12 protein-coding genes are annotated in these 12,138 nt (G+C 56.3%); 6 read left to right on the forward strand and 6 right to left on the reverse strand.

The window, feature by feature from the left end; genetic code table 11:
* Window positions 1–11: 11 nt before the first annotated feature.
* The gene (locus R6T97_RS14895; protein ID WP_410350074.1) at window positions 12–878 is read right to left on the reverse strand and encodes an NAD(P)-dependent oxidoreductase; all 867 of its coding nucleotides are present in this window, start codon (window positions 876–878) and stop codon (window positions 12–14) included.
* Window positions 875–1,291 (reverse strand): GlcG/HbpS family heme-binding protein, encoded by a 417-nt coding sequence (locus R6T97_RS14900; RefSeq protein WP_410350075.1) that lies wholly within the window; start codon window positions 1,289–1,291, stop codon window positions 875–877. The genes R6T97_RS14895 and R6T97_RS14900 overlap by 4 nt, the downstream gene beginning before the upstream one ends.
* Window positions 1,292–1,364: 73 nt before the next feature.
* Between R6T97_RS14900 and R6T97_RS14905 the strand changes: the two genes are divergently transcribed.
* The 5 genes from R6T97_RS14905 to R6T97_RS14925 all read left to right on the forward strand — a co-directional run bounded on the left by R6T97_RS14905 (window position 1,365) and on the right by R6T97_RS14925 (window position 7,362).
* Window positions 1,365–2,264: an SMP-30/gluconolactonase/LRE family protein gene (locus tag R6T97_RS14905; protein WP_410350076.1), complete on the forward strand. Its 900-nt coding sequence runs from the start codon at window positions 1,365–1,367 to the stop codon at window positions 2,262–2,264.
* The gene (gene gndA, locus R6T97_RS14910; RefSeq protein ID WP_410350077.1) at window positions 2,261–3,661 is read left to right on the forward strand and encodes an NADP-dependent phosphogluconate dehydrogenase; all 1,401 of its coding nucleotides are present in this window, start codon (window positions 2,261–2,263) and stop codon (window positions 3,659–3,661) included. The genes R6T97_RS14905 and gndA overlap by 4 nt, the downstream gene beginning before the upstream one ends.
* A 569-nt stretch (window positions 3,662–4,230) precedes the next feature.
* Window positions 4,231–4,992 (forward strand): ATP-binding cassette domain-containing protein, encoded by a 762-nt coding sequence (locus R6T97_RS14915; RefSeq protein WP_410350078.1) that lies wholly within the window; start codon window positions 4,231–4,233, stop codon window positions 4,990–4,992.
* 13 nt (window positions 4,993–5,005) lie between these two features.
* Entirely contained in the window at window positions 5,006–6,133 is a 1,128-nt protein-coding gene (locus R6T97_RS14920; protein ID WP_410350079.1) for an ABC transporter permease, read from the forward strand.
* Window positions 6,134–6,210: 77 nt separating this feature from the next.
* Complete coding sequence (locus R6T97_RS14925; protein ID WP_410350080.1) at window positions 6,211–7,362, forward strand: substrate-binding domain-containing protein; 1,152 nt, start codon at window positions 6,211–6,213, stop codon at window positions 7,360–7,362.
* Window positions 7,363–7,633: 271 nt separating this feature from the next.
* Here the strand turns inward: R6T97_RS14925 and R6T97_RS14930 are convergent, their stop codons facing one another.
* The 3 genes from R6T97_RS14930 to R6T97_RS14940 all read right to left on the reverse strand — a co-directional run bounded on the left by R6T97_RS14930 (window position 7,634) and on the right by R6T97_RS14940 (window position 9,410).
* Entirely contained in the window at window positions 7,634–8,341 is a 708-nt protein-coding gene (locus tag R6T97_RS14930; protein WP_410350081.1) for an IS6 family transposase, read from the reverse strand.
* A gap of 31 nt (window positions 8,342–8,372) precedes the next feature.
* Window positions 8,373–8,621, reverse strand: a complete 249-nt coding sequence (locus tag R6T97_RS14935) for a hypothetical protein (protein WP_410350082.1) — start codon at window positions 8,619–8,621, stop codon at window positions 8,373–8,375.
* A 195-nt stretch (window positions 8,622–8,816) separates the two neighbouring features.
* On the reverse strand, window positions 8,817–9,410 hold the full coding sequence (locus R6T97_RS14940; protein WP_410350083.1) for a rhodanese-like domain-containing protein: 594 nt from the start codon (window positions 9,408–9,410) through the stop codon (window positions 8,817–8,819).
* Window positions 9,411–9,870: 460 nt separating this feature from the next.
* Here R6T97_RS14940 and R6T97_RS14945 point away from each other — a divergent pair, with 460 nt between their 5' ends.
* The gene (locus tag R6T97_RS14945) at window positions 9,871–10,347 is read left to right on the forward strand and encodes a CIA30 family protein (protein ID WP_410350084.1); all 477 of its coding nucleotides are present in this window, start codon (window positions 9,871–9,873) and stop codon (window positions 10,345–10,347) included.
* Window positions 10,348–10,689: 342 nt separating this feature from the next.
* On the opposite strand, the gene istA is transcribed toward R6T97_RS14945, so the two are convergent.
* Window positions 10,690–12,042 carry an IS21 family transposase gene (istA, locus tag R6T97_RS14950; protein ID WP_410350085.1) on the reverse strand — a complete coding sequence of 451 codons (1,353 nt, stop codon included), beginning with the start codon at window positions 12,040–12,042 and terminating at the stop codon, window positions 10,690–10,692.
* Window positions 12,043–12,138 lie beyond the last annotated feature (96 nt).

Below are 12,138 nucleotides of genomic sequence, written 5' to 3' on the forward strand. Positions count from 1 at the left end.
GAAAGCGCAGATCAATTTTTCTGACGCTGCGTGAGCCATAGATAATAAGCCGAATGGTCCAGATCGCCGCCGCCATGGTTTGCTACGAAATCCCGAAAACCGGCGGCGATCTGATTTGACAGGGGCAGGTCTAGCCCCGTCTCTGCGGCGACAGCCAGTGCATTGTCGATGTCTTTCAGTTGCGCCACAGACCGACCGCCGGGGGTGAAATTACCCGCCACCATGCGGGCACCATGCAGGTCAAGGATCTTGCTATCCGCAAAGCCACCTTTCAGCGCGTCCCGCACCAAGGCCGGATCACATCCTGCGGCTTCGGCCAGACGCAGACCCTCGGCAACCGCGCCGATGGTCGTGGCAACAATCAGTTGATTGGCCAGTTTGGTAATCTGGCCTGACCCGACCGGCCCAATCAATGTCGCCCGTCCCAACGCATCGAAAACATGCTGCACCTTGCTGGCATCCGCCGGGCTGCCACCCACGAAAATGGACAAGTTGCCTGCATCGGCACCCACCACGCCTCCGGATACTGGCGCATCCAGATAGCCCAGACCGCGGGCTTGCGCGGCCAGCGACAATGCCTTGTCCGTTGCCGGGTCTACCGATCCCATATTCACGATGACACTGCCCGGCATGCAGCCGGCGATGACGCCTTGACCTTGCAGCAAATCGCGCGTGGCCGGCCCATCCATCAGCATCGTGATAATAACATCGTTGCTTTTCACCGCTGCGACGGGATCGGGTGCAACTATCGCCACGTCGGCCAAAGCCTGCGCCTTGGCCATCGTGCGGTTCCAGACCGTGACACGATGACCCGCCTTCGCAAGGCGCCGAACCATGGGTGCGCCCATCAATCCGGTGCCCAGAAACGCAATGGTCACCGTGTCGCACCAATCGCAGCCAGCGCTGCCTCGGCCACGGCGATATCCTGATCGCCGCTGCCCGATCCAACCCCGATCCCGCCGACAAGATCACCGTCGATCATGATTGGCAGCCCGCCTGAGAGACCGGTCACAGTACCACCTGTCGCAAGTCCTATATTGGTGCGTACAGCCTCTGGAATCTTTGTGCTAGGCGCACCGATTGAGGCTGCGGTCAGCGCCTTTGACAACGCGCTCTTGCGGCTGAGAAACTTCGCTCCCAACATTTGAATCTCCCCCAAAAGCCCTCCGCTTGCATCTACAATCACAATGCATTGCGGCTGGCCGATCTCTTCCGCCTTGGCGATGGCGGCAGTCAGCATGGCCATGGTGCCCGCATGGGTCAGCTGTGATCTTGTCGTGAAAAATGCCATGTTTCCTCCTGAGGATTTGACGCATGAAAATGTTATCGATAACTATACGCCAAACAACGGAGGAATCCAGCCAATGTCATGCTTTGAGATTATTGACCCGATATTTGGGACCTACGTGCTGGGGAATGCGCCGGTTAAGCAGCTGGCAACGGGGTTCGACTGGGTCGAAGGGCCGGTTTGGTTTGGCGATGCGGATTGCCTTCTGTTTTCGGACATTCCCAATAATCGGATCATGCGCTGGACACCCGGCGCGGGTATTTCAACCTATAGAGAACCATCAAACTATGCCAATGGCCAAACCCGTGACCTGCGGGGTCGCCTGATCACTTGCGAACATGGCGCGCGCCGCGTGACGCGCACCGAACACGATGGATCCATCACGGTTATCGCTGACCGCTTCGATGGCAAACCGCTGAATTCACCCAATGATGTGATCGTGAAATCAGACGGCACAATCTGGTTTTCCGATCCGCACTACGGGATCATGACAAATTACGAAGGTTATGCAGCGGATCAGGAAAACCCCTGCGTTGTCTATCGGTATACCCCTGATACGCACGCTTTGGAGGTGATGGTCAGTGATATGAACTGCCCCAACGGGCTGGCCTTTTCACCCGATGAAAGCCTGCTGTATGTCGCTGATACGGGCCGGATGTTTTCAGACGATGCACAGCATCTTCGGGTCTATGATTGCGCGGCGGACGGGGCACTGTCGGGTGGACGCCATTTTCACACGATTGATCCCGGTGCGAGTGACGGATTTCGGATCGACACCGATGGGAACCTTTGGTCATCGGCCGCAGACGGCGTGCATTGCATCGCACCGGACGGGCACTTGATGGGCAAGGTTCTTGTGCCGGAGCTGGTATCCAACATCTGTTTTGGTGGCCGCGCCAAGCACGAACTTTATATCACGGCAACGACAAGCCTTTATCGCATCACACTCAACCGGCAGGGAATTCAACGACCATGAGCCATAGTGAAATCGGCCTGATTGGCCTTGGAACGATGGGCTCTGCCCTTGCGCTGAACATTGCAGAAAAGGGCTTTGATATCGTGGTGTTCAACCGCACCACATCCATCACCCACGCCTTTGCCAAATCAGCGGGGGTGCTGGCAGATAGGATTTCACCGACGGACAGTCTGGCAGATTTCGTTGCCGCGATCAAAGTGCCACGGATCGTCATTCTGATGGTGCCTGCGGGTGATCCAGTGGATGAACAAATCGCCGCCTTAGCGGAACTCATCGGTCCAGATGATCTGATCATAGATGCAGGTAACGGGAATTTCCACGACACCAACCGCAGAATGCGGTCGATCATGTCGCCCTTTCTTGGGATCGGCGTGTCAGGTGGCGAAGAAGGTGCGCGCAACGGCCCCGCTATCATGGGCGGCGGACCAAATGCCCATTGGGAGCGGGCGGCACACATTCTCACCGCCATCTCAGCAAAGTTTGGCGATATCGCCTGCGCCGACTGGATGGGGGAAGAAGGCGCAGGGCATTTCGTCAAGGCCGCGCATAACGGCATTGAATACGCTGACATGCAATTGATTGCCGAAAGCTACGGGTTGATGCGCGACGGGCTCGGGATGGACGCGGCACAGATCGCGGACGTGTTTCTTGAGTGGAACAAGGGACCGTTGAAATCCTACCTTGTTGAAATATCGGGAAAAGTGGCAAGCGTTGTGGACGAAGCCACAAATGCACCGCTGTTGGACGTGATTGTCGATGCGGCAGGTCAAAAGGGCACCGGGCGCTGGACCGCGATAGAGGCACAGCATCTAGCCGCACCGATCCCAGTGATCGAGGCCGCTGTCGTTGCCCGCAACCTGTCCGCGCGCCGCGACGAACGGGCGGAAATGGAGAAGCTATTCGGCACCGGCCCCAAGGCGATCAATCCCGATGACTTGCCATTGGCGGTGATGGAACAGGCGATGATCTGCGGCAAGATCCTGTGCTACGATCAGGGTTTTCGCATGATAAGGGCGGCCTCTGACCAATTTGACTGGAACCTGCAATCACCTGCGATCGCCCGCGTCTGGCGCGAAGGCTGCATCATCCGTTCTGCGATGCTTGATGACATGGCCAGCGCGTTTACCGAGGACCCGCAACGCTCCCTGATGGCGGCGCCTTTCTTTTCGGCGCAGATTGCCAAAACCCATGACGCGCTACGCAAGGTCGTCGCGACGGCAGCGATGCATGGCATTGCAGTACCTGCTCATGCGGCGGCTCTCGCGTATTTCGATGCGATGCGGACGGCACGCGGAACCGCCAACATGATTCAGGGTCAAAGGGACTTTTTCGGACTGCATGGCTTTGCGCGATTGGATGACGGGACAACGGGGAATCACGGGCCTTGGGCGAATTAAGCCCTTGAAGGGCGCACTGTTATGCTGGCGGTTTGCAGGCCTTTCTTGGCGCAATATCCGTAGCCACCGAAATCCAAGATATCGCCGTCGGCAGCACTGGACGGCTGTAGAACCGTCCTTTAACGGTCGGGACGGCGTGCTGCAAAGCTCCAAAATACTTGCCACGACAAAGGTGGATTTGTTGCCGCTGGCAAAGGCTTTCATCAAGCGATTCGGTCAATCACCTAGGCGCTCAACCTTGGGCGTTGCCATGGCGCGAGTGTTTTCCACAAAGCCGGTCCCAACACGCCGATAGCGACTGGCGCTAATTCTTGAAGCGCCGCCACAAGTACAGCCTATGCAGGGCATATAGTATTGTTTTCAAATACATTTATTTCGGTTCAGTCAACTTTAGTTATCGATAACATTTTTGTTGACTTATGGTCTGGACAGCCCAATGCTAGCAAAGCGTACCTTGAGGCCCACGCGGCGTTTTGGGGCAAGCGAGACACGGCTGGGAGGTCGGCCGGTGGTCACCGGATCTAAATATATCCGACAAGAACGACGGCTTGGCCGAAAGAGAGGAAAAAATGTCCAACGAACCCCTTGTAAAGATGCGTGGTATCACAAAGCGCTTTGGTGGCGTGACAGCCCTTCAGGATGTCGATCTTGATGCCTACGCAGGCGAGGTGCTGGCCATCGTTGGTGACAACGGTGCCGGTAAATCCACGCTCATCAAGATACTGACCGGAGTCTATCAACCCAGCGAAGGCGAAATGTTTCTGGATGGCGAGAAACTTGAAATGGCAAGCCATTCAGACTCCATCGATCAAGGGATCGATGCCGTCTACCAGACACTTGCGCTGGCCGATCATCTGACGCCAGCCGCGAATATGTTTCTTGGCAACGAGCTGACCAAACGCTTTCTGGGGATTGCCGTGTTGGATAACAAGCGGATGAAATCCGAAGCTGCCAGGGTGCTGGACGAACGGCTCGGCGTGCGCCTACGTTCGATGGATGTGCCGACTGACAGCCTTTCAGGCGGTCAGCGTCAGGCCGTGGCGATTGCCCGCGCCGTTTATCACGACGACCTGCGTGTTCTGGTGATGGACGAACCAACCGCGGCACTTGGGCCGCAGGAAACCGCCCGCACATTGAAACTGATCAAGGCCCTACGTGAACAGGGGCTGGCAGTCATACTCATCAGCCACTCGCTCGATGACGTGTTCGAGGTCGCGGACCGCATCCATGTGCAGCGCCGCGGGCGCGGTGTCGGTGTCGTGCACACTGCCGACAGCACAGTGCAAGACGTGCTTGGCATGATTGTCGGCGCGCATGACGTCGCGGCTTGAAAAGGGATAGACCATGACAACCATAGTAACAAATCCGAATGACAAGACGCTGATGGGACGGATGGACCCTTATCTGGCTATTATCGGTCCGATGGTCATGATCCTCGCCATCCTGATATTTATGGCGATTGTGGAACCCGCACGCTATTTCCGCACATCGAACATGACGCTGATCCTGCTTGATGCAGCACTGTACATGCCGATGGCGATGGCGATGACATTTGTCATCACGCAGCGCGGAATCGACCTTTCGATCGGATCGATCGCGGCCCTTTCAGGGATCGTCATGGCGTTTCTCATAAAACAATATGGCTTTCCGGTCTGGGTCGCCGTGCCGATTGCCATTTCGCTGGGTGCATTGATGGGGCTCGTGAACGGGCTTGTCATCACGCGACTGAAGGTGCCCGATCTCATTGGCACGCTCGCTATGGATCTGGTGTATCGCGGATTGGCACTGGTGATCGCGAAAGGGCTGGTACTGGCGCGTTTCCCCGATTTGCTGACGGATATCGGTCGTGGGCAAATCCCCGGCTTTATCCCTATTCCTGTCATCATCGGTCTACTGACCATGGCTGTGGGATACTGGGCACTGACCCAAACGCATTTCGGGCGATATACGATCGCGATCGGGTCGAACCCCGAAGCGTCGGCAATGACCGGCGTCGCGGTCGATCGCCACAAGGTTTATTCGTATGTCTTGATGGGTGCATGTGCTGCACTTGCGGGCGTGATGCTGACCGGCAAACTGAACGCGATACAGGCAACTTCTGCGCCCTATTTCAACCTGCACGTCATTGCTGCGGTTGTGGTTGGCGGCACGTCACTTTTCGGTGGTCGCGCGGCGATGGTCGGCTCTCTTGCGGGTGTCTTGCTGTTGTCGATGATGATCAACGCACTGGTAACACTGCGGATCGAATTCTTCTGGCAATCAGTCGCGTCGGGCGTCGTCATCGTCAGCTCTGTCGCACTTTACACCTGGATGCAAAAGAAGGACCGGGACGGCGCGCAAAGCTTCATGGCCGCGCTGCGCAGCAAAGAAGCGCAGAAGATGCTGCGATTTGCCGGACTTCTGATTGCTGCACTTATCCTGTTGCTCGCCATTGGGGCTGGGCTGGCAACGGATCCGACACCTAGCGGGTGATACGGAACATGGGCGTGCGCCGGGATTGAGCCCAGTGCACGCCGACAAGCCCCAAACCGTCAACAGGGAGGACTACAATGAAGAATCTACTGAAATGTCTCGCCACGACAACGGCCGTTTGTTCGGTGGCAGGAGCGGCGCTAGCCGATGCGCACGCCATGCTGCCGCTCGTCGAATTGCCGGGGATCGCGGATCGCGATTACTGGGTACCCGATGAAGTGAATGCCGAAGGCAAACTGGAGGCGCTTCAAGCCGCAGTTGCTGCCGATGCGGTCCCATTTGCCGGGACACTTGAAAACCCGATCCAGATCGCCATGATTTATCCGTCGGCAGATACATCGGATTTCTGGGCGCGCAACTACCTCGCCATGACAAAGCGACTTGATCAGTTGGGCATCGTTTACGAGACGACCGAATTTGCAAGCCGTCAAATCGAACACTCGCTTCAGGCCACGTATGCGTCACAGGTCGAACAGGATGCGGATCTTTATGACTATGTGATCTTTGGTCCATCCGAATTGGCGATTCAGGCGGACAACATCGACAAGCTCGGCGGCAACGACGGGTTTGCCACCTACGTCTGGGCGTTCCATACACCCCTCAAATATCTCGAGAACCAACCCGACATGTGGTTCGACTTTTCATCTGCTGCCGGTGCCCTGACGATGTGCGACTATATGCTCGGCAGACTCGGTAATGATGTGACGATGGCACTGAATCGCGGCATTCCTGGAATTACCGACGATCAACGCTCTGGCGACTTCAAAGCCTGCGTCGAGGAAAAGGGAAACTGGACGACGGTCTATGAACACTATGGCGAATACCAGACCGAAGGAGGATTCGAGGGAACGTCCTTGATCCTTCAAGCATATCCAGAAGCCACAGTGATCCACAACGCCAATACCTCGATGGCAATGGGTTCAGTACAAGCCCAGCTCTCAGTCGACAAAACAGCCGAGATCTTTTCAACAGGCTGGGGTGGTACAGGTCTCGAACTCGACGCAATCCGGCGCGGTGAACTGGATGCCACGCCAATGCGCATGGGCGATGACGTTGGCGCAGCAACAGCTGAAGCGATCAGGGCTGATCTTGAAGGGCGGCAGGCTGAACTCCCATTGGTCTTCCTTGGGCGGATCACTGTAGCCCATGACCAGATGAGTGCTGAAGAGATCGACGCATTGGAAGTGGAAGCCTTCCGCTTCTCGGGTGTCGCGGCGCTGGAGCGCTAATTCCCACTAAAACGACCAAAGGCGTCGGTTTTACATCGACGCCTTTGGAATTTCACTAATTGCCTATTTCTTTGGTCGAATGAGCTCAAGATGGGTTGCGACATTTTTGTGTCCTAGTTTTCAAGGCATTCTATCCTTGATCGCGAACGCGCAACCCGACAACACGATGATCCGGCAAATCCTGGCAGTCATTCGGGAGAAGCCCCAAGATTTCGATGGGTATTGTCAGACCAATTCGAACCAGTCTCAGTATGTGTCTATATTCCGGAACCTATGTCGAGCAAAGCTGGCGCCACTCGGCGAGAGCAGCGGCTCGGTTAGCCTTGAAATTGTCTCTGCTGTAGAGCGCAGGCTCCTGGTTGAAATGGTTGCAGACGGAGGAATGAATGGCGGCGAATTTCTGTAAACATCGCATACTGCGGAACCGTTGCATGGCGGGTTCTCGTCGTCGGAATGGCAGGTGCGAATTCTCGGCCCGATTGTTCAGCCAACGGCCCGTCTCCTGCATGTCGGCATTGCCGATATCTTTCATTGCAGCGCCATAAGATCGAAGCTTGTCTGTCACCAAGATATGAGGACGTCCGTGGCGCTTCATTGATTTCTTGAGGAATTTCAATGCTGCCTTGCGATCCCGTCGCTTTGTGACGAAGCTTTCCAGCACTTCGCCCTCGTGATCAACCGCGCGCCACAGGTAGTGCCGCTCGCCGCCGATCTTTACAAAAACCTCGTCAAGATGCCATTGCCAGTTCGAATACGACCGCATCTGCCGCACGCGTTTTCTGCGAATTTCAGCGGCGAACACCGGGCTAAATCTATTCCACCAGAAGCGGACAGTTTCGTGGCTGATGTCGATCACGCGCTCGTGTAGAAGGTCCTCGACATTGCGAAGCGAAAGTGGAAATCGCACGTACATCATGACCGCCAGGCGGATGATCGCGGGGCTGCTGTGAAAGTATTTGAAAGGGTCGCGTTTTGTCATGGACGGACGCTACGAAACCGTCCTGCCAGCCTCAACCCAATTTGTTCTGACAAGACCCATCAAAGCCTTCACTGGTCAGACCATAAAAGAGATGCTGGCTCAGCGTGCCAGCCTCAAAACCAATGCGCTCGATCGGATGGCCGAAACTATTCAAGTAGTCGGCGATATCGCCGACTTCACAAGGGAGTTCCATTTCGAGCATCACCTTGCCTTTGGCATCAACAACACAGATGGCACGTGAGCGAAGTGACACATCCAAACCGGCAAAATATTCCATCATTCATCTCCCTTGTTCACAGTCTGACTGTGATAATAACGGGAGCTCGACCTCTGAACAGGGGCAGCCCAATTACGCATGCTCTGGGCCGAACGCCGCTCCCTCGTCTTCAGTGGATTTTGCTATGGTGAGCTGATTTGACCGGTTTCAAAACAACCCACCAGATGGATATGTAAATCGGCCTTGTGCTGGGCCGCGTCAGGAAGCACCCGGCATGACAGTCAGCCCCAGCATATTCCAATTTTGCATGCCGCCCCGGTAGTAAAAGATCTTTTCCGCGGGAAAGCCCGCCTCGATCATGCGGCGTGCTGCGGTCGGTGACTGGCCGCACCAAGGGCCGTTACAGAACAGCACAACAGCTTGCGTGTCAGCTTCGCATATCCAGCCGTCGAAATCGATCTCGCATCCCAGTTCACCCAGTCTGTCGGCGGCCTCGGTATAGGGGATAGAGATTGCACCGGGAATGGTGCCTTCCTCATATTGCGGACGGATTCGACCGTCGACAAGCACAGCCTCACCGGACTGCAGGAATTCTAGAAGCTCCAATTCGCCAATGGTCGTGACGCCCGGGGCCGGGGTCATTGGTTGGATGCAGAAATTGGGACAGGGCCGCGAGGTTTTGACCCAAGGCTCCCCCAAACGCGCTTCAGGATCCTGATTGCGCATGATCTCAACAGCACCATCAGCCGTCTGGACTGTGACGCTCATGGTGTCGGCTGAAATGCCCACCTCTTCAGCCAAGGCGGTGGTGGCAATCATTGCCAGCACTGGGCCCCAAAAAATTCCTCGCATCTGCATATCTCCCTCACATTGTGCTTAAGCTCATTCTATAGATCTTCAATTGGCGGGTCGAGCAGGGCTTTGCGTCGTGTCATACGCGCGGTGTGGGGGTTCATTCATCCGTTGCAGCAAAATGCTGCGCGATAGATCAAACTCCGGTTCGGTGAAGATGCATTGCAGCATCCAGTAACCCGGCGAAAGTCTTCTGAGGGCCATGAGTGACGATGTCATGTTGGACCTTGGGTCGCGGTGCTGCACAGTGGCAGATGGCTGCTTCGCGCCCAACCTACTAGTGTCCTGAAACGCGGCGAATGGCACCTTTGGAAAATGTGGAACCAATAATGGCTGAGGCAGATATGGGCGCTAGTATACCTTGATATCCGATTACACGCTTCACTTTCGCTTCCGCATTGTGAGTGTTCAGGCATGGTGTCAAAGTCGTGAGAATGACGATTAGGAGGGAACGTGGGAGATGGATTTAAAACCAGAATGGGAATTCGTCGCGGACGGAGTTATGGGCGGTGTTTCTAGCGGAGGTATGGTGCGGGAGATGTATAGGGGGCGCATGGCTACCGTGCTGCGCGGTGGTGTCTCGTTGGACAACAACGGTGGCTTCGTTCAGATTGCCTTCGACCTCCGCCACGATGGCGCCGGTTTTGATGCAAGTGATTGGGATGGCATTGAGCTTGAAACCTGCGGCAACGGCGAGCTCTATGATATTCGCTTGCGCACAGACCAACTGACGCAGCCTTGGGAGTCGTTTCGATCTGACTTTATTGCCTCGCCGGAGTGGCGTAGCCGTCGGGTTGCGTTTGACGCGGTTGAGGCGCGTAAGACCGATGCCAGTTTTGATCCTGCACATCTAAGGAGGATCGGCATTCTTGCGATCGGTCGAGAGTTTCAGGCTGAGGTGGCTGTCGCGAATATACGCCTGTATCGATCAGTCTGAACGCTGACAGGATATTCATACGAAAGCCAAATTGGCCCGCAATCCAGTCATCCAATGGCTAGATAATTGTGCTGTTGCGGCGAAAGTCCGGTCTGACGGGCCGCAGCGCAGCATCGAAGGAGGCCGCTGGATATCGGCTTTGGGCCGGTCGCGTCACCGCATAGACGGTGGAAAGTGTGAGTTCGCTGCCGGTGCGAGCCGAGTGAGCAGAAACGGCATGATCGGACATTCAAACGATCATCAAATCGTTCAGATCGTCTTCTTCGTCCAAATACCGATTATCAAGGCCGACGTGCGAGCAAAGACAATCGCAAGCGAGCAGCGATTCAGGTGGTGTGCCCCTCAAGTTCGCGCTCCAGTGCGTGGGGCTTGTTCAATTGCCCGAGCCAATGAGTAAACTGCAGAAATATCGGGGCTGTTTTGGCAAGGCTCGAAATGACGCGTAAAGCACAGCTCGCATTCGGGCAGGATCAGACTGCACTCGACGATGCGAATGATGGCGATCCGATGCATGGCATCGGGCAGTTGCCAGTCCACGAAGGGTGCCCCGTTGCGCAGAGCGCCGGGCTTGCGATCCAGCAGCGGCACGTAATGCCAAGGTTCAAAATAGCTGACATTGCGGGTAAAATGACGCTTGTGCTCGGCGACGACATCCTGGCCCGACACCAGCACGATCCGGCCTGCATAGGCGCGCAGCGACACATGTTGCCCCGCGAACCGGGACGGCACGCTGTAGCGATTGCTGGCATATTGGACCAGGCAGGTGGAGCGAACACGAACGGTTTTTTCCACATATCCGTCAAATGCTCGTCCCAGAGGGCGCAGTTCGGCGCGTTCGTCCTCGAACAGCTGTGCAATTGTGCGATCTGATTGCTCGGGATGAGCCCGGTTTGCCAATTCCTCACAGCGTAGCCGCAACCAATTGTTCAGCGCATCCAGATCATCAAAGGCTGGCATGGGAACAAACAATCGGCCTCGCAAAAACTGGACCTGGTTCTCGACCTGCCCCTTCTCCCAGCCCGCAGCGGGCGTGCAGGCCACCGGCTCCATCACGTAGTGATTCATCAAGGCCAGGAACCGGGGATGGAATATCCGATCCTTCGAGCGCGAGACATAGGTCACCATGGTATTGGGGTTGTCGATGATCACACGGCGTGGAACCCCGCCATAAAAAGACAGCGCCTGCACAAAGGCATCCAGCACCATCTCCTGGGCTTCGCCGGGATAGGCCATGACAAAGGGCTTGCGGCTGTGGCACAGGCGGAAATGGGCAACCTTCACCTTTTGCTCGATACCACCCAGGACAACCCGTTCTTCGCTCCAGTCAAATTGCAGCGCGTCACCTGCCGCAAAATGCAGCGGGATAAAAGCTTCGCCTGAACCGGCACCGGCCCGCTTCAGATCGCGGACAAATCGCTGAACCGGCGAATAGGAACCGGTGTAGCCTTCCACCACGAGCTGCTCATAAAGCCTCACGGCCGTCCGCCGATCCCGGCGTGGTCGCTTCTGGTCCTGATCGAACAGGTCCTGAAGCCGAAGATCAAACCCGTCGCACAGTTTGTGCCGAACCGGCGGGGCCTGACGCTGGTAGCTCGGCGGGCTCTCAACCTTCAAATACTTCTTGATCGTGTTGCGCGATAATCCTGTCGATCGCGCAATAGACCGGATCGCCCGGGAGATCGGCGGCAAGGCCAAGGCGATGGTGGTGACCCGCTCGCGGCTTCACGCGGTGCGCACCAAGCTCGCCATCGACGCCTACATCGCCAAGGCCGGCTACACCGACATCGCCGC

This window comes from Yoonia sp., assembly GCF_046498525.1.
Taxonomy (GTDB): Bacteria; Pseudomonadota; Alphaproteobacteria; order Rhodobacterales; family Rhodobacteraceae; genus Yoonia.